Consider the following 21,801-nt stretch of genomic DNA (forward strand, 5'->3'; position numbering starts at 1 on the left):
CGCCTCCCCCGCGCGCCCTTCTATCTCCCCGCCTACCCTGAACCGCGCTGATTTCGCTGCGGCACGCTCGCTCCTGCTTACATTTGCAGCAGGAACCGCCGGATGGTCAATACGCACCCAACCTACGCGTTACCGGGAGCGTAACGACGATATGAACATTCCATTCATCCTGCGAGTGTCCGCTTATGCCTATCCTTCTCAAGGCTGTTCCGCACAGCCCCCTTGACGCCTTTTTTCGTCGCTCTCTCGACGACGTCAGCCCCAACCGCCCCGCGGATACACACGTGCCCGCCGACTCCCCGCCAGCTGTCTTGAGCTACGCTCCAGACGATCTGACGCTGCCCACGTCTTCTGGCATTGCCCCCGTTGGTGTGCATTACCCCAAGCTCGTGAAGCAGTTCAACGTCAGTCAACAACGCGCGTTCCTCACCCAGCACGACAGCCTCACGCAGGACATGCAGCGCCTGCAAAGCGAACAACCGAGTTTCAAGGCCTTTGTGCAGGCGCAACTTGAACAGGCCTTTCCAGACCTGCGCCCCCTTGACGCCGACACCATCAGTTTCAATCGCTACCGCAGCGACGGCGACGAGGAAACACCGCTGTCATCAGAACCTCTGATGAAGGCCCTCGGTGAACAGGTGCGCAACATCCTGGCCAACCCGAATACGCTCCTGCACGCAGAACGCAAGGTACGCAGCGAATTCTCGACTCGCCCCACGCCTGCCGATGAGCCCCAGGCGCTGAGCACCTCCAGCACATTGCAATCGATTGCCCGCGCCATTGCCACGCAATATCCGGCTTATCTTCAAGCGTTCTGGAGTACGCCACGGCAAAAGCCGATGGATGCGCAGATCGAGGAAATCCTGAACGCCCCGCAACCGCCTCATATTCCGCAAGACAGGTTGTTGAGCCTGCACAAACACCAACTCTCGACCCTGGCCGCGCTGCGTGTCAGCGATGGCACCCTGAGCCCGGCCAGCAAACGCTTGATTGATATCGCCTTGCAATATCCCACGCTGGCCGATCGCGAACGTCAGTTCCCCAATGGCGCACGCCCGGGCGTGTACCCCATCACCTTGGATGACGGCACCGAGCACGGTGCCATGCTGGCGGGCAGTTTCCTCATCACCAGCACCGACGGCTCCTCTGCCACCCCGCCAACCTGGTCGAAAGACGGCAGGCGCCTTGCGCTCAACCACCTCAATGGCCCCGTCGTGCTGTACACCCCCGGTGAGGGTTTCGAGGAGTTCACAACCCCGGCTCAGGCACGCCAGGCGTTGGCAGCGCGCCTTGACCAGGGCGGGATAGATGCCGAACTGCTGCGGCAAACCGCGCCGCAGTCAGTACATGACCAACCCGAAGCGCCTTCAGGCAATGACCTGATGCGCAGTGTTGAACCCTTGGGCGGCGATGTGCTGGCGGAAGCAATCCCCTTGATGCTCAAACGCCAGGAGGCGCAGATCAATGCGCGCCTGACCCAGGCACTGGCGCCGCCAGCCACTGGTAGCAGCAACGCATTGCTGGATCCGGCGGCAATGCAAAGCCTCAATGACGCGGCAAACGCACTTTTTGTATTCGATGGCACCAATGCCATGCTGGCACGCGACGTCAAACTGGCTGAAAAGCTGCAACCCGAATGGTTGAAAAAGCTTGAGCCGGCTCAAGAGGCGCTCTACGAAAAGCTGGAGCATGCCGAGCAGGAAAGTTCGAACCAGCTGGCGTCACTGCTGGAAAAGATCCCATCCCTGGCGGATTTTTCCCGGGATCGGTTGAATCAAGCGCTCAGCCGACAGTACCCGACGGCACAGCTGAGCGCTGACCAGCTGATGGTGCGGGTCGACACCCGCACGACCATTCACAGCGGCCGGGGCAGTGGCCCCAAAACAACGTTCCCCGCACAGCACTCAGTGTCCCTGACCGACCTGGCATTGCAAAACCCCAGTGGTTTCCCACCCGTAGAACGCGGCCAGTCCACCCATATCACCCTGACGCTGGCGCTGGTCGACACCCAGGGCAAGCCCATCCTCAATGCCAAGGGCGAGCAAGTCATCCTTGATACCGAAGCGCTTAAAGCACTGGTCAACACCACGGATGTGGGCGGCGAATACACCAAGCGGCTTGAACAGGAACTGGCGACTGACACCTCGTCGGGCCCCTCAGCCCAACTGCGCGCAGCCTGGAAAGCCAACCTGAATGACCTGATGGCCAAGGAAGGTTTTCTCGCCCAACTCAACCCCGACGCCTATCAGACAGAGGCCAGCCAGGACAAATCGACAAAACGCGCTGCGCAATGGGTCGCAGCGGTCCTGGATTATCCCGACCCGGCCAATCGCCCTGAGGTTGATGGCAAGACCATCGTCGCCAACAGCCTGGTGCAATACGGTTTACCTGTCCAAGGTGTGCTGGTGATAGGCAATCAGGTGGACTCATCATTAGTGCTGTACACACCCGATGCTCCCGATGGCCTCGTGTTTCGCGAAGTCGCGGACCGGGCCGCGCTGAACGCGCTGCTGGAAAAAGATGAGTGGAAGGCTTACGCCGCACGAAGAAAGTCACCGGTGAACAAAGATGACTTCGTCTCGTTCATTGACGCCGCCAAGAAGCGCCTGGCTAACCCATTGGCAATAAAGGATCCCTATGAAATGACCAGCCTGGCCGTCCAGGCGCTGAAACTCAAGGGAGGCGATATGACCCTCGAGCCGATAACGGGCAATGTCGAGGATCACCTATACAAGCAGCATGTGCAGCTGGTGATAGACAAGGCCGACTACCAATCCGTCAGCAGCGCCGAAGTGGCGGCCCAGTCGAAAATCAACAAAGTCGAGTTCGGAATTGAAGTAGGCATGCTGCTGCTGGACCTGGTGCCGATACTCGGCAAAGGTTTATCTGCTGGCGTTCGCCTGGGCAAAGCGGCGGTAACTGCGTTGCGCGCCAATAGCCGACTCTTGCCACACCTGATCAAGAATCCTGGCCTGGGCCGTGGGATCTACGCCGACTTTTCCTTGGCTGCAGCGCGCATCCCCAACCTTCGCGCTGCGCCAATGCGGCCGGTATTCGGTGCGTCAAAGGCTGTAGATGCCAACCCGTTACGCGCTGGTGCAAGGGCGCTGCCGGCGCCAGCCGGCCCCGCGCCAGCTATCGCCTCCACCAGCAGTGGTGTCGGGCGCGCTGTCGTGCAGCCACCACCCCTGCCGGCCACGCCGAGTCGTGACCTGAGTGCATACGCCAGGCCCAATGATATTATCCAGGGCCGTACGTTAGGCACCAACGGTACCTATAACGTCGACGGTGATTGGTACATCCACTTTACCGACAGTACCAACGTAAGCAGGGTCTACCAGATCGATTCGGCATTTCATGCACGCAGCGGATGGGTCAATATCATCGACCCCAACGCCCCGCAGACAGCGCCTCGAAGCAGCAGAATCGTGGCCACCGTGCAACACGCAGGCAACGGGGAATGGCGGCTGAATCACCGACCTGGAGGAGCGCCGACGCCGGTAGCGCAAGCATCAACACTGGCACCAACTGCAGGGGCTGAGGGGGCTGCGGGGGCTGCTGGAGCAGAAGCGCCCGCCAAGAAAGGATTGCCCGATATCGAGTACTTCAAACTCAATAACGGCCGGCTGGTCGAGAGTGACTTCACTCAAAAGACCCTGCCGGTGGCCCGATATTGGTTTCGGCGGGACTTATATGACTTCTACAGGAAAATGCTCACCCCAGGCCAGATGCCACCGCGTCCGCCTCGACTGGAGCTAGCACCCGGTACATCGCCAGCGGACCTGCTGCGCAGGGCCTATGAGATCAGCGACGTCGTCATATTGGGCGAGTCCCATCGCGACATTGCCAGTTTCCAGATGATCAAGGAGAGCATGCAGGCCCTTAAGGACGCCCATGTCACTGCCCTCTATCTAGAGGGCACCGAAGCCGATGCAGCAGGCCAACTCTTGGATACCGGCCTCGGTGCTCACCGGCCATCAGGCGCGTCGCCCTCACTTCAGGAATTGGTGAAACTTGCCAATGACTACGGCATATCCGTGAGACCCCTTGAACACCGCTACCTGACACGGCGAGCGGACATGCCTGATTTCTACAAGTACGTGTGGGACAACGACAACGGCATCATGCGCCTGCAGGAATTCAACTACTACGCGACGCGTCTCCTGCAAAGCCGCAGGCCAGGTGAGAAAGTACTGGCCTTGGTCGGCAGGGCTCATATGAATACGGCCCGCAACGTTCCAGGCCTGGCCGAACTCAATGGCGGAGTAGGGATAAGCGTGTACCCGAATACAACATTCAACAAGAGTACTGCCATCAATGGCCCCACAATCCAACGGGATCCCGGAGCCAGCGTGATGAATGGCTATACGGCGGGGGACTATCAGGTTTTCCAGAAAAGCACCTGAATGCTCCTCGTCATTACTGGGATGCAATGGTGAAGGCATCACCATTGCATCTCTGAATAACTAACGAGACAATAAAACCTCCCAACATCAAATTGCGCCCGCCTTGAAACCGCCGCAATAACACCAACAAAAAACCATAAAGGCAGCAATAAATACCTCGAAATTTAATTTTTTACAGAAAACCTATCAATTTTTTCCGATCACTTGCCATCTCCCCTGCCCACGGTTAGGGTTGGGCTTATGAAAACCTCTCACACCCTCATTCAGCTCCGCCAGCACCGCAGCCTGTGCCTCGTCAGCGCACGACTGCCAGGCTGAATCGATCTGCCTCGTCCTTCGCTCCATCCCCAATAACAGCTCCATGGCAGGCCGCCTCTTCTCGGCCCCTACACAAAGGATTTCCCGATGAGCATGCTTAAAGACCCGTCTTCCAAGTACCGCGCGTTCCCGACTATCGATATTCCGGACCGCACCTGGCCATCCAAGACCATCACCGCCGCGCCGATCTGGTGCAGCTCCGACCTGCGTGATGGTAACCAGTCGTTGATCGAGCCGATGGATGCTGCGAAAAAACTGCGTTTCTGGAAGACCCTGGTTGCCGTCGGCGTGAAGGAAATCGAAGCGTCGTTCCCGGCCGCATCGCAAACCGACTTTGATTTCGTGCGCACCCTGATCGAAGACAACCATATCCCCGAGGACACCACCATCCAGGTGCTGACCCAGGGCCGTGAAGACTTGATCGCACGCACCTTCGAATCCCTGCGCGGTGCCAAGAAGGCCATCGTGCACTTGTACAACGCTACGTCACCGTCGTTTCGCCGCATTGTGTTCAACCAGGACAAGGACGGCATCAAGGCCATCGCGGTCAACGCAGCCAAGCTGTTTGTCAAATATGCTGCCCAGCAGCCGGAAACCCAGTGGACCTTCGAATACTCCCCGGAGACCTTCAGCGCGACCGAACTCGAGTTCGCCAAGGAAGTCTGCGACGCAGTGATCGAAGTGTGGAACCCGACGCCCGAGCACAAGATGATCCTCAACCTGCCGGCCACGGTTGAATGCGCCACGCCGAACATCTATGCCGACCAGATCGAATGGTTCGGTCGCCATATCAACCGTCGCGATAGCGTGATCATCAGCCTGCACACCCATAATGACCGTGGCACTGGCGTAGCCGCCACCGAGCTGGGCCTGATGGCTGGCGCCGACCGCGTCGAAGGCTGCCTGTTCGGCAACGGCGAGCGTACCGGCAATGTCGACCTGGTGACCGTGGCGCTGAACCTCTACACACAAGGGGTTAACCCCGAACTGGACTTCTCCGATATCGACGGCGTGCGCAAGGTCGTCGAAGAGTGCAACCAGATCCAGGTGCACCCACGTCACCCGTATGTGGGCGACCTGGTCCACACCGCGTTCTCCGGCTCCCACCAGGACGCGATCCGCAAGGGCTTCGCCCAGCAGAAAGACGACGCGCTGTGGGAAGTACCGTACCTGCCGATCGACCCGGCCGACATTGGCCGCAGCTACGAAGCCGTGATCCGCGTGAACAGCCAGTCGGGCAAAGGCGGCATCGCCTACCTGCTGGAGCAGGAATACGACATCAGCTTGCCGCGCCGCATGCAGATCGAATTCAGCCAGGTGGTACAGGCCGAGACCGACCGCGTTGGCCTGGAAATGACCGCACCGCAGATCTACGCCCTCCTGCAGCGCGAATACTTGCAAGCCAACACCCCGTACGCGCTGGTCAGCCATCGTTTGCAGGAAGAAAACGGCAACAGCTTTGTCGAGGTGGAAGTCTCCGGCAAGGGCCAGGGCGAAACCAACCTGCACTGGAAAGGCAAAGGCAACGGTGCGCTGGAAGCCTTGGTGGCTGGCCTGCCGATTGGCGTGGAGATCATGGACTACAACGAGCATGCAATCGGCGCGGGCACCAACGCCAAGGCGGCAGCCTACATTGAACTGCGTGTGAACGGCGAGCGTCCGGTGCATGGCGTGGGTATCGATGAGAACATCACTACAGCCAGCTTCAAGGCGCTGTTCAGTGCGCTGAACCGCTCGTTGAGTCAGCAGGAAGCGAAGGCGGCGTAAGTTATCGGCGCAATGCAAAAGGCCCCTGGGTGAGAATCCAAGGGCCTTTTTACTTGGGCTATGGTGGTGCTGCTGATGGCCTCATCGGGGGCAAGCCCCCTCCCACATTTGAAGGTATTCACAAGTCAAAAAGTGAGAGGGGACTTGCCCCCGATGGCGGCCTGTCAGACAAACTGAAAACTATCGGCATCCAGATTCGCTGGGAATTTGGTGCGATACGCTGCCAACTCAGCCGCCTCCAGGCACACCTGAAACACTCCGTCCGCCTCGCCTGCACTCAGCAAGGTCTCGCCCTGGAAATCCAGTACCTGGCTATCCCCCGTATACGCAAAGCCCTTGCCATCCGTCCCGACCCGGTTCACTGCCGCCACGTAACACAGGTTTTCAATCGCCCGCGCCGGCAGCAAGCGGTTCCAATGCTGACGCCGCGCACCGGGCCAATTGGCGGTGTACAGCAGCAGGTCGGTGTCCTGGGCATCCCGACTCCATACCGGGAAGCGCAGGTCGTAGCAGATCAGCGGACGAATACGCCAGCCCTTCAACTCAAACTGCACCTGACGCTCGCCGGGGGTGTAGTGATCGTGTTCACCGGCCATGCGGAACAGGTGGCGCTTGTCGTAATGCAGCACCTCGCCATCCGGCCTGGCCCACAGCAAGCGGTTGCGATGGCTGCCATCAGCGGCCTGGATAATCACGCTACCGGTGATCACCGCGTTGTACTTGGCCGCCTGGGCCTGGAGCCATTGATGGGTCGGGCCGTTTTCCGGCTCGGCCAGAGTGGCCGACTCCATGGAGAAACCGGTGGTGAACATTTCCGGCAGCACGATCAAATCGGCGCCGATGGCCTGCTCAAGCAGCAGTTGAAAATGCTCGAGGTTGGCCTGGCGGTCATGCCATACCAGGGTGGTCTGGATCAGGGCGATATTGAGGTTCGGTAGTGCACTCAGATCACGCATAGTTTTTCCGCCGCCTGTTGCAGCGTCTCCTCGCGTTTGGCAAAGCACAAGCGCACCAGGCGCTGGCCTTGGGGTGGGTGCTGGTAGAACACCGAGACCGGAATGGTTGCCACGCCTTGTTCGCGGGTCATCCACAGCGACATGGCAACGTCATCCAGGTCCGGCCGAATCTTTGAGTAATCCACCAGTTGGAAGTAAGTGCCGGCCACCCGGGTAAAGCTGAAGCGCGACGGCGCCAGCAGGCCGCAGAACAAGTCACGCTTGGCTTGGTAAAACGCCGGCAGTTCTTCAACGTGCTCCGGGTGCTCGGCCATGAAGTCTGCCAAAGCGTACTGCAAAGGGGTCACGCCGCAGAAGTTGACATATTGATGCACCTTGCGCAGCTCGGCGCTGAGGGCCGGGGGAGCGACCACGTAGCCGGTTTTCCAGCCGGTTACGTGATAGGTCTTGCCGAAGGAGCTGACCACGAAAGCGCGCTGATACAGCTCTTCGTGGGCAAGAACACTGATGTGGGGCACACCGTCGAACACCAGATGTTCGTAGACCTCATCGCTGACCAGGTAGATATCGCGGTCGCGGATCAGTTCGGCCAACTGGTCCAGCTCGGCACGGCTGATCAGTGCGCCAGTCGGGTTATGGGGCGAGTTGATGATGATCATGCGGGTGCGCGGTGACAGCGCCGCCTTGATCTTCTCGAAGTCGAGGGCAAAACCGTCCAGGCTCAGTTGCACGTGCACGCAACGACCACCGGCCAGCTCCACCGAGGGCTCATAGCTGTCGTAGCTGGGGTCGAACACGATGACTTCATCGCCATTGCGAATCACCGCCTGGATCGCACAGAAGATCGCCTCAGTGGCGCCAGGGGTGATGGTCACCTCGCTGTCGGCATTGACTATGGCGCTATAACTGCGAGCAACCTTGGCGGCCACCTGCTGCCGCAACACGGGCAAGCCGGTCATGGGCGCGTATTGGTTGTGACCCAGAGCGATATGCTTGCCCACTGCGTCGAGCAAACCTTGCGGGCCATTGAAATCCGGGAAACCCTGGGACAGGTTGAGCGCGCCGGTTTCAGCAGCGAGTTGCGACATGGTGGTGAAAATGGTCGTGCCGACGTTCGGCAGCTTGCTGGTGATCATCGAAGGCCCCTGCAGGTGAGCCCCAAGTTTTAAGCTGCCAATTGCATCGGGTCAAGGCACAAACGGTCGCGCATAAAAAAGGGCTCCAAAGGAGCCCTCTCTTGCAGCTTGTCGCTCACAACTTAAAGCGCCTGCTATTTCTTGTCGCGACGCTTCTTGTCGGCCTTCTTGTGGTGAGTCATCAAACGACGCTTCTTGTTCACCTGACGGTCGGTCAGTGTGTTCTTGTTGCCTTCGTATGGGTTCTCGCCACCCTTGAACTCGATGCGGATCGGCGTACCGACCAGTTTCAAGACTCGGCGGTAAGTGTTTTCCAGGTAACGCACGTAGGACTTGGGCACCTTCTCGATCTGATTACCATGGATCACGATAATCGGCGGGTTGGCACCACCCAAGTGGGCGTAACGCAGTTTGATCCGGCGGTTGTTGACCATCGGCGGGGCGTGCTCGCCCACGGCGTCTTCGAGGATCTGGGTCAGGCGGTTGGTCGGCCAACGGGTAACCGCAGACTTGAACGAGTTCTGTACGGAGGCGTAGAGGTTGCCTACGCCCGTACCGTGCAGTGCCGAGATAAAGTGGATATCGGCAAACTCAACGAAGAACAACCGACGCTGCAGCTCAATCTTGACGAAATCGCGCTCGCTCGGCGTCATGCCGTCCCACTTGTTGATCGCGATCACCAGGGCCCGACCGGCTTCCAGGGCAAAGCCCAGCAGGTTGAGATCGTGGTCTACCACGCCCTCGCGGGCGTCCATCACGAAGATCACCACGTTGGCGTCTTTGATTGCCTGCAGGGTTTTGACCACGGAGAACTTTTCAACTTCTTCGTGGATCTTGCCGCGCTTGCGCACACCCGCGGTGTCGATCAGCGTGTACTTCTCGTCGTTACGCTCGAACGGGATGTAGATACTGTCGCGAGTGGTGCCGGGCTGGTCGTAGACGATAACGCGGTCTTCACCGAGCATGCGGTTGACCAGCGTCGACTTGCCGACGTTCGGGCGACCAATGATGGCGATCTTGATACCGTCTTTTTCGCTCGGGCCAGGAATGCGCTTGGCTTCCTCGCCTTCGGCAACGATCTCTTCATCACCCTCTTCTTCCTCGACGTCATCCTTGGGGAAATCGCGCAGGGCGATTTCCAGCATCTGGGTGATGCCGCGACCGTGGGCACCGGCGACCGGGATCGCGTCTCCCAGGCCCATCGGGCTGAATTCGGCACGGGCCGCCTCAGGATCGATGTTGTCGATCTTGTTGGCGACCAGATAGGAACGCTTGTTACGCTTGCGCAGGTGCTCGCCAATCATCTGGTCGGCAGCGGTGTAGCCGGCGCGGGCGTCCACCAGGAACAGCACGACATCGGCTTCTTCAATAGCCAGCAGCGACTGCTCGGCCATCTTTTCGTCCATGCCATGCTCGTCACCGGAGATACCACCGGTGTCGACGATAATGTAGGAGCGCCCTTGCCACTTTGCCTCACCGTATTGGCGATCACGGGTCAGACCGGACAAGTCGCCGACGATGGCGTCGCGAGTCCTGGTCAGGCGGTTGAACAAGGTGGACTTGCCGACGTTAGGTCGGCCCACCAGGGCGATTACGGGAACCATGCGGCTCTCCACTTCGTTATTTCAGAAAATACAAAAGCCGCTGCAGGGCAGCGGCTGGTGCTCGGGGCAGCATCGTCAGATGCCGCATGCCCCGCCGAAGCAGGGCCGCCTGGGTGTTACCCCAAGCATAGTTCTTACTTGATGGTCAGGGCTTCCAGCGTGCCGCCGTTGCCATACACATAAAGCATGTTACCTACCACCAGCGGGCGTGCACGCAGGCCGTCGCTGTCAATACGCTGGCGACCCACAAAGCGACCGTCCACCTGGCTCAGCAGGTGCAGGTAACCTTCGAAGTCACCTACCGCTACGTAGCTGGAGAAAACTTCCGGAGCCGACAGTTGACGGCGAGCCAGTGAGTCGTTGCTCCACAGTGCGGTGGTGGAACGCTCATCGACGCTTTCAACCGTGCCGGAGGCCAGGCTCACATAGACGCTGCCAAACCCTTGGGCGACACCCGCATAGCTGGAAGCATCACGCTGCCAGTTGACGCGACCGCTTTGCAGGTCCAGCGCGGCAACACGGCCCTGATAGGTGGCGACATAAAGGGTTTCACCCGACAGCAGCAAGCCACCGTCGATGTCCACGACGCGATCCAGCTCGGAACGACCTTGTGGGATAGCCACACGGGTTTCCCAGGCCGGCACGCCGTTCTGGGTATTCAGGGCGACCACTTTACCGGTCGACAGGCCGGCAACGGCGAGGTTGTTGGTCACAATCGGACCACTGGTACCGCGCAGGGTCAACACCGCCGGAGTGCTGTCGTACAACCAACGCTGGTCGCCGGTGGAGGCCTCCAGGCCGATCACGCGATCATCCTGGGTTTGTACCACGACGATATCGCCGTTGGTCGCAGGTGCCGAGAGCACTTCACTGGTCACGCGAGCGCGCCATTTCTCTTCGCCGGTGCTGGAGTCGAGTGCGACCACATCACCTTTGAGCGTGCCGATCAGAACCATGCCGTAGCCGACGCCCACACCACCGGAAACCGGCAGTTCGAGGTCTTTTTTCCACTTCACATCGCCATTCATGCGATCCATGGCAATGACGACGCCGGTGGAGTCGGTGGCGACGATGTTGTCGCCGTCAATAGCCGGCTGCAACAGGTTGTAGAGGTCGCCCTGACCATCACCGACGGAGCGGCTCCATTGCTTTTGCAGGACCACTTCTTCCTTGAAGCTGGTCAGCTCGGCAGGCGGCAGTTCTTTTTTGCTGTTGCTGCTGCAACCCGCGGCCAAAACGGCCAGAGCCAGCAATGCTGCATGTTTCCAACGGATCACGTCACGCATCCCCTTTGGCCAAGTCGTCGAGCTTGATTTGTAAGCCACCGACCGCCGCTTCATCAGACAGCGCCGCCTTGGCTTTTTGGTACGCAGCATGGGCTTCGTCGGTACGACCCAATTGGACCAACAGGTCGCCCTTGAGCTCTTCGCGAGTGGCCACGAATGCCTTGTCAGCATCGCCGTCGAGCAGTTTGAGTGCTTCGTCAGCCTTGTTCTGTGCCGCCAATACCTGTGCCAGGCGCTGACGTGCGATTTCACCCAGGGTCGGGTTGGTCGGCTTGTCGGCGATGGCCTTCAGTTCGGTGGCGGCGTCATCCAGCTTGCCGGTGTCGACCGCGACTTTCGCGACGAACAGGCTACCGTACTGGGCGTAAGTGCTGCCGCCGAATTCGTTCTTCAGCTTGCCGGCCAGGTCTGCAACCTGCGCGGGGTCAGGCTTGCCGTCCGGCGTCAGGGTAGTTTCCAGCAATTGCTGATAAACGATCGAGGCGCCCTGGGACTGGTTGGCCTGATACTTGGTCCAGGCTTGCCAGCCGAACACCACCACTAACGCCAGCAGGCCGCCAGTGACCAGGGGCTTGCCGTTACGCTGCCACCAGTCCTTGAACTCGGCCAGTTGCTCATCATCAGTACTCGACACCCCAATACTCCTTAATCGCTAAATTCGGCTGTTCGACAGCTTCAACCCTGCACGACGCAGGTGGCCAAGTGCGCAGCGAGCGCATCAAAGGCAATGTTCTGTTGTTCGCCCTGGCCACGCAGGGGTTTGAAACCTATCACTTGCTGGCCCAGCTCATCATCGCCGAGGATCAGCGCATACAGCGCACCGCTCTTGTCGGCCTTCTTGAACTGGCTTTTGAAGCTACCGGCGCCGGCATTGATCTGCAGCCGCAGGTTCGGCAGTTGGTCGCGCACTTTTTCGCTCAAGGCCAGGGCAGCCAGTTCGGCGGCCTCGCCAAAGGCGCACAGGTACACATCCACCTGACGGGAAATCTCTTCGGGCACCTGCTCGAGGGTTTCGAGCAGCAGGATCAGCCGCTCAATGCCCATGGCAAAACCTACGCCCGGGGTCGGCTTGCCACCCATTTGCTCCACCAGGCCGTCGTAGCGACCACCGGCACACACGGTACCCTGGGCGCCGAGTTTGTCGGTGACCCACTCGAACACGGTCTTGCTGTAGTAATCGAGGCCACGCACCAGTTTCGGGTTGATCACGTAGGGAATACCCGCGGCATCCAGGCGAGCCTTAAGGCCCTCGAAGTGCACGCGGGATTCGTCGTCCAGGTAGTCGGCCATCTTTGGCGCATCGACCAGCACGGCCTGGGTGTCGGCGTTCTTGGTGTCCAGCACGCGCAACGGGTTGGTCTTCAGACGGCGCTGGCTGTCTTCGTCCAATTTGTCCAAGTGCGCGGACAGGTACTCGACCAGGGCTTCGCGATAGCGGCCCCGGGACTCGCTGGTGCCCAGGCTGTTGAGTTCGAGCTTGACCGCATCGCGGATGCCCAACTGGCCCCACAGGCGCCAGGTCAGTACGATCAGCTCGGCATCGATGTCCGGACCGTCAAGGTTGAAGACTTCGCAACCGATCTGGTGGAACTGTCGATAGCGACCTTTCTGCGGGCGCTCGTGGCGAAACATCGGGCCGATGTACCAGAGCTTCTGGGTCTGGCCACCGCCGGTGATGCCATGCTCAAGTACGGCGCGCACGCACGCAGCAGTGCCTTCCGGACGCAGGGTCAGGGAGTCGCCGTTGCGGTCTTCGAAGGTGTACATCTCTTTTTCGACGATGTCGGTCACTTCACCGATGGAGCGCTTGAACAGCTCGGTGAACTCGACGATCGGCATGCGGATCTGCTTGTAACCGTAGTTATCCAACAGGCGCGCGACCGTGCTCTCGAAGTAGCGCCACAGTGGCGTCTGCTCCGGCAGGATGTCGTTCATGCCACGAATGGCTTGCAGAGACTTGCTCACATCAAATCCTTAAATTCGTTCAATCAGCCGCGAGCGATCAGCGCTGCGTCAGCGGCGACCTTCTCGGCCGCTTTCTCGCGGATCAGCTTTTCCAGCTGATCCACCAGATTGTCATTCGTCAGTTTCTGCGACGGCTTGCCGTCGATGTAAATCAGGTTCGGCGTACCGCCAGTCAGGCCCACATGGGCCTCCTTGGCTTCGCCCGGCCCGTTGACCACACAACCGATCACTGCGACATCCAGCGGCACCAGCAGGTCTTCGAGGCGCAACTCCAGATCGTTCATGGTTTTCACCACGTCGAAGTTCTGCCGCGAGCAGCTCGGGCAGGCAATGAAGTTGATACCACGGGAACGCAAGCGCAGGGACTTGAGAATGTCGTAACCGACCTTCACTTCCTCTACGGGGTCTGCCGCCAGGGAGATGCGGATAGTATCGCCAATCCCTTCGGCGAGCAGCATACCGAGACCCACGGCAGATTTCACTGTGCCTGAGCGCAAACCGCCCGCTTCGGTGATACCCAGGTGCAACGGCTGCACGATTTCCTTGGCCAGCAGGCGGTAGGCTTCTACCGCCATGAACACGTCGGAGGCCTTTACGCTGACCTTGAAGTCCTGGAAATTCAGGCGTTCGAGGTGCTCAACGTGGCGCAGTGCCGACTCGACCAGGGCCGCCGGCGTCGGCTCGCCGTATTTTTTCTGCAGGTCTTTTTCCAGGGAACCGGCGTTGACACCGATGCGGATCGGGATACCACGATCACGGGCAGCATCCACCACGGCGCGCACACGGTCTTCGCGACCGATATTGCCCGGGTTGATACGCAGGCAATCCACGCCCAACTCGGCGACGCGCAACGCGATCTTGTAATCGAAGTGAATGTCGGCAACCAACGGCACCTTGACCAGCTGCTTGATACGGCCGAAAGCCTCGGCGGCATCCATATCCGGTACGGAAACCCGCACGATGTCCACACCGGCCGCTTCCAGACGGTTGATCTGGGCCACGGTAGCTGCCACATCGTTGGTGTCGCTGTTGGTCATGCTTTGAACTGCAATGGGGGCATCGCCGCCCACCGGCACAGAGCCGACCCAGATCTTGCGCGATACGCGACGTTTGATTGGAGATTCGCCGTGCATGACTATTGTCCCAACTTGAGGCGAGCAGTCTCGCCACTGGTGAACGGCGCCACGTCTACAGGCTGGCCGTTGTAGGCCACTTGCGCGCCACGGGCAAAGCCCAGACGCAGCGTCAAAGGAGGCTTGCCGCCCTGGTCCAGCGTATCTCCCTTACGCTTCAAACCGCTGAACAGCACTTTGCCGTTGCCATCGGTGACCTGCGTCCAGCAGTCAGCGATGAAGGTAATCTGTACGCGCCCATCACCGGCGATCAACGCTGGGGTGGTGGGAGGCGACATCGCCGGCGCTGTCGGTGCGGCTGCCGCGGGGGCAGGTGTCGGTGCGGCCGGGGCCTGGGCCACAGGCGCTGTCGGAGTCGCTGGAGCCGGCACCGCAGGCGTCGCAGCCGGTGCCGTGGCGGTTTCTGGCACAGGCTGTTCAGCCGTGGCCGGCGCTTGCGGCGTGGTTTGCCCTTCTGCAACGGCCTGGTCTTCCGGCTCATCCAGCGGATGAATCTGGGTAGTGCCGTCGGCGCTTTCGACTTCGACGTGCTCCATGGCGTTGCTGGTCAGGTCTTTGCTGCGTTGGGAAGCCTGGTCTTGCCACCAGACGAAACCGCCGCCAATCACGGCAATCAGCAGTAACAGGCTGACAATTCGCAAAATCGTATGGGAAACCCGAGTTGGTTCTTCGATGCGCCCCAGGCCATGGACGTTACTGCCCTGGGAGTCGGTACCGGTGAACTGGTCGAATTCCTGCACCAGCACGGTCTGGTCGATCCCCAGCAATTTGGCATAGGCGCGGATATAGCCGCGGGCAAACGTATGCCCGGGCAGCTTGTCGAACGCGCCGGCTTCCAGGTTGGCCAGGGACGTGCTGGTCAAATTGAGCTTGAGGGCCACTTCCGCCAGCGTCCAACCATTGCTTTCGCGGGCCTGACGCAAGGTTTCGCCTGGGTTTACGCGATTAGCTGCTACATCTTCCGGGTGCGCGGCTTTCATCATTGCTCCGACAGGTATTGCTGATATTCCGGCGTACCGGGATAGAGTCGTTCGAGTTGCTGGCCAAAACGTGCGGCCGTGTCGTGTTCTTCATGAACCGTCGCCAGGCGCACACCGAGCAATAGACTACGTGCATTTTGCCCGCTGAGCAGGCTAAAACGCTCGTAATAGTCTCGTGCCGGCACATAATGCCTGTCTTCGTACGACAACTCAGCCATTTCGAGCAATGCCCGTGGCTGGCGGCTGTTCAGGTGCAAGGCTTTTTCAAGGTGCTGGCGTGCATTTTCACGCTGGCCGAGATGCATCGAGGTCACCCCGAGGTTCTCGAACACCCGCGAACGCCCCGGGTAAAGGGTATCGACGGCAGCCTGCTGGAAATAACGCGACGCCAGGTCATAACGCTTCTGCTCGAACAGGAAACTGCCGTAGTTGTTCAGCAGCCGTGGGTCGGCAGGGCGTGAAGCCAGGGCCTTGTGGAAATAGCGGTCGGCCAGTTCAGGCTCGGCCTGGGCCTGGAATACCTGGGCCAGTGCGGCATTGGCGTCGGCATCATCGTTGTCCAGCTCAAGGGCCTTTTTCAACGGCACCTTGGCCTGCTCGCTCATGCCTTGGCGCAGGTACCCCAAGCCCAGCTGCACATAGGCAACTCGCGCCTCATCACGGCCTTTATCCGTTTGCAAAGGGCTGACATGGCCCGATGAAACGCAACCGGCCACAAGGCCGGTAACCAGTAAAAGCAGCGCAAGGCGCAAGGGCATAGAGGTCCTCTCTCAGATTCGATTCACAGCAATTTGCGGCAAATCTTCAGCGGCGTTAAGTTCGCGCACGGCGATATAACGTTCGCTGCGGCGGGTGCGATCCATCACCTGCCCTACCAATTGACCACAGGCGGCGTCGATGTCTTCACCACGGGTGGTGCGCACGGTGACGTTGTAGCCGGCCTGGTGCAGTTGATCCTGGAAACGACGGATAGCGTTGTTGCTCGGCCGCTCGTAGCCAGAATGTGGAAACGGGTTGAACGGAATCAGGTTGATCTTGCACGGGGTATTCTTGAGCAGTTCGATCATCTCGACCGCGTGCTCGACCTTGTCGTTGATGTCCTTGAGCATGGTGTACTCGATGGTCAACACGCGCTTCTCGCCCAGGGTCGCCATATAGCGCTGGCAAGATTCGAGCAACATCTTAAGCGGATACTTCTTGTTGATCGGCACCAATTGGTTACGCAATGCGTCATTGGGTGCATGCAGCGACAACGCCAGGGAGACGTCGATGTGCTTGGCCAGCTCATCGATCATCGGGACCACACCGGAGGTCGACAGGGTCACGCGGCGCTTTGAGATGCCGTAGCCCAGGTCGTCCATCATCAGGTGCATGGCCGCAATCACGTTGTCGAAGTTCAGCAGCGGCTCACCCATGCCCATCATCACCACGTTGGTGATGGCACGGTCGACGGTTGCCGGGACGCTACCAAAGGATTTGTTGGCAATCCACACCTGGCCGATGACTTCGGCGGCGGTGAGGTTGCTATTGAAGCCTTGCTTGCCGGTGGAGCAAAAACTGCAATCCAGGGCACAGCCTGCCTGGGACGAAACGCACAATGTGCCGCGTTTGCCCTGGGGGATGTACACGGTCTCGACGCAGCTGCCGGACGCCACGCGCACCACCCATTTACGGGTGCCGTCGCTGGAAATGTCCTCGCTGACAACCTCGGGACCACGCACTTCGGCAATGGCCTTGAGCTTGTCGCGCAGGGCCTTGCTGACGTTCGTCATGGCGTCGAAATCGTCGACGCCAAAGTGGTGAATCCACTTCATTACCTGACCGGCACGGAAACGCTTCTCCCCGATTGAGTCGAAGAATTTCTCCATTTCCGGCTGAGTCAGACCCAGCAGGTTGGTTTTAACAGTCGATGTAGTCATGGATTCACCCTCACTCTTTAAGCCGATGCTTAGCGAGCGGTTACTTCAGTAGCAGCGAAAAAGTACGAGATTTCGCGAGCAGCAGCGGCTTCGGAGTCCGAACCGTGAACAGCGTTGGCGTCGATGGATTCAGCGAAGTCAGCACGGATGGTGCCGGCAGCGGCTTCTTTAGGGTTGGTAGCGCCCATCAGCTCACGGTTCAGAGCGATAGCGTTTTCGCCTTCCAGTACCTGGACAACAACAGGACCGGAGATCATGAAGGCAACCAGGTCGCCGAAGAAGCCACGAGCGCTGTGCTCAGCGTAGAAGCCTTCAGCTTCAGCCTTGGACAGTTGCTTGAGTTTCGAAGCTACAACCTTCAGGCCGGCTTTTTCGAAACGAGTGGTGATCTCGCCGATGACGTTTTTTGCAACAGCGTCAGGCTTGATGATGGAGAAAGTACGTTGAACAGCCATGGTGTAACTCCAGAAACGGTAATTTACGAAAAATTAAACCCGCGAATTATACGCGGGTTATTGGGTATTGCCTAACTGCGTAAAAAGGCGGCTCAGTCTGCTTCTTCGATCCACAGGCCTTGAATCGCCTCCAGGACCTTTTCGCCACCCCGATCCGGGACGTCGTCAAAATCCGGCAGTTCCATTACGAGGTTGCGCAGCTTGACGAAGTTCACGGTAAGAGGATTGACCTCAGGGTGAGCTTCGGCAAGTTGTATAGCGATTTCTTGTACATCAACCCATTTCAGGCTCATGACAGTTCCTTGAATCAATGCGGCGCTTCGGCCGCATGGTTGAGCGAATATTTCGGAATCTCGACAGTGAGATCTTCGGTGCCGACCTTCGCCTGACAGCTCAGGCGCGACGTTGGCTCCAGGCCCCACGCCCTATCAAGATAGTCTTCTTCAAGGTCATCGGCCTCGTTGAGGCTATTGAAACCTTTACGAATGATGCAGTGACAAGTGGTGCAGGCATTCACGCCACCACAGGCACTTTCGATCTCGATATGGTTGTCATGCGCGACGTCGAGCAGGGACTTGCCGGTCTCAGCCTCCACGACCATGCCGTCCGGGCAATGCTCGGCGTGCGGTAGAAAAGTGACCTGCGGCATCAGTTATTCCTCGATTTCATTCAGGTTGCGCCCCGCCAGTGCGGCTTTCACCGTCTGATCCATGCGGCGGGCGGCAAAGGCGTCAGTGACCTGCGACAAGCGCTTGGTCTGCTGCTCGATGGCATAACCATCGTTGCCTTTCATCAGTTCGGCCAACTCCTGCATCTGCAGGTCGATGACCATGCGTTCCTCGGCGTCCAGCAGGCGCTCACCGTCAGCATCCAGGGCCCCCTGAACCGCTTCGAGCAGGCGCTGGGCATCGACTTGCTGCTCACGCAGCACACGGGCGACCTTGTCGTCGCCGGCGTACTGGAACGAGTCCTTGAGCATCTTGGCGATTTCGCCGTCGGTCAGGCCGTAGGACGGCTTGACCTGGATGCTGGCCTCAACGCCCGAACCCAGCTCACGGGCCGCCACGCTGAGCAGGCCGTCGGCGTCGACCTGGAAGGTGACACGAATCTTCGCTGCGCCCGCGACCATGGCCGGGATACCGCGCAATTCAAAGCGCGCCAGGGAGCGGCAATCGCTGATCAGCTCGCGCTCGCCCTGCAGCACATGAATCATCATGGCCGTCTGGCCGTCTTTGTAGGTGGTGAAATCCTGGGCGCGGGCGACAGGGATGGTGGTGTTGCGTGGAATCACCTTCTCCATCAGGCCGCCCATGGTTTCCAGCCCCAGGGACAACGGGATCACGTCGAGCAGTAACAGTTCGCCACCGTCGCGCTTGTTGCCGGCCAGGGTATCGGCCTGGATCGCAGCACCGATGGCGACCACTTGATCCGGGTCGATTTCAGTCAGCGGCTGGCGACCGAAGGCTTCGGCCACGGCCTCGCGAACGCGCGGTACGCGGGTGGAACCGCCGACCATGACCACGGCAGCCACGTCTTCCAACTCGACACCGGAATCACGCACGGCACGGCGACACGCCCTGAGGCTGCGAGCGACCATCGGTTCGATTAGCGCATCGAAGGCTTCGCGGGTCAGCTGTGCCGACCAACTACCGTAGCAAACTTCAACAGAAGCAGCGTCAGTCAGTGCCTCTTTGGCCGCGCAGGCGGTTTGCAGCAGATTACGCTGCGCGCCTGGGTCCAAGTCGGCAGACAAACCGGCGCTGGTGATGATCCAGCCTGCAATGGCGTGGTCAAAGTCATCGCCGCCCAGGGCACTGTCGCCACCGGTGGCCAGCACTTCAAAGACGCCGCCGGTCAGGCGCAGGATTGAAATATCAAAGGTGCCGCCGCCCAAGTCATAGATAGCAACCAGGCCCTCAGCATGCTGATCCAAGCCATAGGCTACAGCGGCCGCAGTCGGCTCGTTGAGCAGGCGCAGCACGTTCAGGCCGGCGAGTTTCGCCGCATCCTTGGTAGCTTGGCGCTGCGCGTCATCGAAATACGCGGGAACGGTGATCACCGCACCGACCAGTTCGCCGCCCAAGGTGGTTTCCGCACGCTGGCGCAGCACCTTGAGGATATCGGCCGACACTTCCACCGGGCTCTTAGGCCCTTGGACGGTGTCAATGAACGGCATATGGGATTCACCGCCGACAAAGCGGTACGGCAGCTGGTCGCCCAATTGCTTGACGTCGGACAGACCACGACCCATCAAGCGCTTGACCGACAGCACAGTATTCAGGGGGTCCGAGGACGCGGCCAGCTTGGCCGATTCACCGACTTCGGTGCGATCAGCGTGATAACGCACGGCGGACGGCAGGATCACCTGGCCATCGGTGTCGGGCAGCGGCTCGGACAGGCCGCTGCGCAAGGCGGCGACCAGGGAATTGGTAGTGCCCAAGTCAATCCCAACCGCCAGGCGACGCTGGTGCGGTTGAGGGCTTTGGCCGGGTTCGGCGATTTGCAGTAGAGCCATGGTAATCAGGTCTTATCTGTCTATCAGGCGTGCATCACGGGCAGCACTGGGTTAATCGTCGAGGCGCTCTTCTAGCTGGCGCACTTCGTAGGTGAGCTTGTCGAGGAACTGCATGCGCCGCATCAGGCGTTCAGCCTGCTCGCGTTGCGCAGCATCATCCCAACAGGCTGCGAAGCTTTCGTTGAGCTCATCCTGGGCAGTTTTCAGACGACGCTTGAAAACCGCGACACCCGCCACATCGGCTTCGTCCTGCAAGTCTTCGAGCTCTTCGCGCCACTGCATCTGCTGCATCAGGAAGTCCGGATCGTGCACCGTGACTTCCAACGGCAACTCACCACCGTTCATCGCGAGCAGGTAGCGCGCGCGTTTCGCAGGGCTTTTGAGCGTCTGATAGGCTTCGTTGAGGCTGGCCGATTGCTCCAGGGCCTGGCGTTGTTCACGCTCGGAAGCGTCAGCAAAACGGTCCGGATGCACGCCACGCGCCAGTTCTCGATAGCGCGTGGCAAGCTGATCGAGGTCCAGGCGAAAGCTCGGCTGCAGCTCGAATAAAGCGAAATGACAAGGAGTACCCACGAGTAGCCTCAGATGTTGAAGCTTTCGCCGCAGCCACATTCACCGCGCACGTTGGGGTTGTTGAACTTGAAGCCTTCGTTCAACCCTTCCTTGACGAAATCGAGTTCGGTGCCGTCCAGGTAGGTCAGGCTCTTAGGGTCGATGATCACTTTCTCGCCGTGACTTTCGAATACCTGGTCCTCTTCAACCACCTCGTCGACAAACTCCAGCACGTAGGCAAGGCCGGAACAGCCTGTGGTGCGAACACCCAGACGAATCCCCTCACCTTTACCGCGCCCATTCAGGGAGCGGCGAATGTGCTGCGCAGCCGCTTCTGTCATGCTGATAGCCATCGTTGACTCCTTACTCGTCGCCAAATGCTTAGATCAAGCCTTTCTTCTGCTTGTAGTCGCGAACAGCCGCCTTGATGGCGTCTTCCGCAAGCACCGAGCAGTGGATTTTCACTGGCGGCAGGGCCAGTTCTTCGGCCAGCTGGGTGTTGCTGATGGTGACAGCCTCATCCAGGGACTTGCCTTTCATCCACTCGGTCGCAAGGGAGCTGGAGGCGATGGCCGAACCGCAGCCATAAGTCTTGAACTTGGCATCTTCGATAATGCCCTGTTCGTTGACCTTGATCTGCAGGCGCATCACATCGCCGCACGCCGGAGCGCCGACCATGCCGGTGCCGACATCAGGGTCTTGCGCGTCCATCTTGCCGACGTTGCGCGGGTTTTCGTAGTGGTCGATGACCTTTTCGCTGTAAGCCATGGTACTGAATCCTCACTCATCAGGGCCGCTCTGGAACCCTG

General features: G+C 59.6%; 19 protein-coding genes. 2 read left to right on the forward strand and 17 right to left on the reverse strand.

The genetic code is table 11. The annotated features are described in order from the left end of the window. Nucleotides 1-284: 284 nt before the first annotated feature. Both BLU48_RS22115 and leuA read left to right on the forward strand, forming a co-directional pair. Nucleotides 285-4,406 (forward strand): membrane-targeted effector domain-containing toxin, encoded by a 4,122-nt coding sequence (locus BLU48_RS22115; RefSeq protein WP_124356242.1) that lies wholly within the window; start codon nucleotides 285-287, stop codon nucleotides 4,404-4,406. Nucleotides 4,407-4,811: 405 nt separating this feature from the next. After that, nucleotides 4,812-6,491, forward strand: coding sequence for a 2-isopropylmalate synthase (leuA, locus tag BLU48_RS22125; protein WP_057021701.1), 1,680 nt, complete (start codon nucleotides 4,812-4,814; stop codon nucleotides 6,489-6,491). A 164-nt stretch (nucleotides 6,492-6,655) separates the two neighbouring features. Here leuA and BLU48_RS22130 read toward each other — a convergent pair whose 3' ends face one another. From BLU48_RS22130 to iscU, 17 genes are all read right to left on the reverse strand, one after another. Next, nucleotides 6,656-7,447 carry an amidohydrolase gene (locus tag BLU48_RS22130; RefSeq protein ID WP_057021702.1) on the reverse strand — a complete coding sequence of 264 codons (792 nt, stop codon included), beginning with the start codon at nucleotides 7,445-7,447 and terminating at the stop codon, nucleotides 6,656-6,658. Then, a complete protein-coding gene (locus tag BLU48_RS22135; RefSeq protein ID WP_057021703.1) occupies nucleotides 7,435-8,583 on the reverse strand; it encodes a pyridoxal phosphate-dependent aminotransferase in 1,149 nt (382 codons plus the stop codon). The genes BLU48_RS22130 and BLU48_RS22135 overlap by 13 nt, the downstream gene beginning before the upstream one ends. A 134-nt stretch (nucleotides 8,584-8,717) precedes the next feature. After that, nucleotides 8,718-10,187: a ribosome biogenesis GTPase Der gene (gene der / locus BLU48_RS22140; RefSeq protein ID WP_046069439.1), complete on the reverse strand. Its 1,470-nt coding sequence runs from the start codon at nucleotides 10,185-10,187 to the stop codon at nucleotides 8,718-8,720. Between the two features lie 134 nt (nucleotides 10,188-10,321). Continuing rightward, nucleotides 10,322-11,473, reverse strand: a complete 1,152-nt coding sequence (bamB, locus tag BLU48_RS22145) for an outer membrane protein assembly factor BamB (protein ID WP_057013174.1) — start codon at nucleotides 11,471-11,473, stop codon at nucleotides 10,322-10,324. After that, nucleotides 11,466-12,107, reverse strand: a complete 642-nt coding sequence (locus BLU48_RS22150) for a YfgM family protein (protein WP_003194010.1) — start codon at nucleotides 12,105-12,107, stop codon at nucleotides 11,466-11,468. Before BLU48_RS22150 ends, bamB begins: the two co-directional genes overlap by 8 nt. 41 nt (nucleotides 12,108-12,148) lie before the next feature. Continuing rightward, the gene (gene hisS, locus BLU48_RS22155) at nucleotides 12,149-13,438 is read right to left on the reverse strand and encodes a histidine--tRNA ligase (RefSeq protein WP_057021704.1); all 1,290 of its coding nucleotides are present in this window, start codon (nucleotides 13,436-13,438) and stop codon (nucleotides 12,149-12,151) included. Nucleotides 13,439-13,461: 23 nt separating this feature from the next. Then, nucleotides 13,462-14,571 carry a flavodoxin-dependent (E)-4-hydroxy-3-methylbut-2-enyl-diphosphate synthase gene (gene ispG / locus BLU48_RS22160; RefSeq protein ID WP_034115889.1) on the reverse strand — a complete coding sequence of 370 codons (1,110 nt, stop codon included), beginning with the start codon at nucleotides 14,569-14,571 and terminating at the stop codon, nucleotides 13,462-13,464. Between the two features lie 2 nt (nucleotides 14,572-14,573). Next, on the reverse strand, nucleotides 14,574-15,551 hold the full coding sequence (locus BLU48_RS22165) for a RodZ domain-containing protein (protein ID WP_057021705.1): 978 nt from the start codon (nucleotides 15,549-15,551) through the stop codon (nucleotides 14,574-14,576). Next, the gene (gene pilW, locus BLU48_RS22170; protein WP_057021706.1) at nucleotides 15,551-16,309 is read right to left on the reverse strand and encodes a type IV pilus biogenesis/stability protein PilW; all 759 of its coding nucleotides are present in this window, start codon (nucleotides 16,307-16,309) and stop codon (nucleotides 15,551-15,553) included. Before pilW ends, BLU48_RS22165 begins: the two co-directional genes overlap by 1 nt. 12 nt (nucleotides 16,310-16,321) lie before the next feature. After that, nucleotides 16,322-17,470: a dual-specificity RNA methyltransferase RlmN gene (rlmN, locus tag BLU48_RS22175; protein WP_005791178.1), complete on the reverse strand. Its 1,149-nt coding sequence runs from the start codon at nucleotides 17,468-17,470 to the stop codon at nucleotides 16,322-16,324. Nucleotides 17,471-17,499: 29 nt separating this feature from the next. After that, on the reverse strand, nucleotides 17,500-17,925 hold the full coding sequence (gene ndk, locus BLU48_RS22180; RefSeq protein ID WP_003175956.1) for a nucleoside-diphosphate kinase: 426 nt from the start codon (nucleotides 17,923-17,925) through the stop codon (nucleotides 17,500-17,502). Nucleotides 17,926-18,017: 92 nt separating this feature from the next. Further along, nucleotides 18,018-18,218 (reverse strand): Fe-S cluster assembly protein IscX, encoded by a 201-nt coding sequence (gene iscX, locus BLU48_RS22185; protein ID WP_057021707.1) that lies wholly within the window; start codon nucleotides 18,216-18,218, stop codon nucleotides 18,018-18,020. Nucleotides 18,219-18,232: 14 nt separating this feature from the next. Beyond that, nucleotides 18,233-18,574: an ISC system 2Fe-2S type ferredoxin gene (gene fdx, locus BLU48_RS22190; RefSeq protein ID WP_057013169.1), complete on the reverse strand. Its 342-nt coding sequence runs from the start codon at nucleotides 18,572-18,574 to the stop codon at nucleotides 18,233-18,235. 3 nt (nucleotides 18,575-18,577) lie between these two features. Beyond that, on the reverse strand, nucleotides 18,578-20,440 hold the full coding sequence (gene hscA, locus BLU48_RS22195) for a Fe-S protein assembly chaperone HscA (protein ID WP_057021708.1): 1,863 nt from the start codon (nucleotides 20,438-20,440) through the stop codon (nucleotides 18,578-18,580). A 51-nt stretch (nucleotides 20,441-20,491) separates the two neighbouring features. Then, nucleotides 20,492-21,013, reverse strand: coding sequence for a co-chaperone HscB (gene hscB / locus BLU48_RS22200; protein ID WP_043046817.1), 522 nt, complete (start codon nucleotides 21,011-21,013; stop codon nucleotides 20,492-20,494). An 8-nt stretch (nucleotides 21,014-21,021) separates the two neighbouring features. Next, nucleotides 21,022-21,345 (reverse strand): iron-sulfur cluster assembly protein IscA, encoded by a 324-nt coding sequence (gene iscA, locus BLU48_RS22205; RefSeq protein WP_003209680.1) that lies wholly within the window; start codon nucleotides 21,343-21,345, stop codon nucleotides 21,022-21,024. A 28-nt stretch (nucleotides 21,346-21,373) separates the two neighbouring features. Continuing rightward, entirely contained in the window at nucleotides 21,374-21,760 is a 387-nt protein-coding gene (gene iscU / locus BLU48_RS22210; protein ID WP_043046816.1) for a Fe-S cluster assembly scaffold IscU, read from the reverse strand. Between the last annotated feature and the right edge of the window lie 41 nt (nucleotides 21,761-21,801).

The sequence above is a fragment of the Pseudomonas synxantha genome (genome assembly GCF_900105675.1).
GTDB lineage: Bacteria > Pseudomonadota > Gammaproteobacteria > Pseudomonadales > Pseudomonadaceae > Aquipseudomonas > Aquipseudomonas synxantha.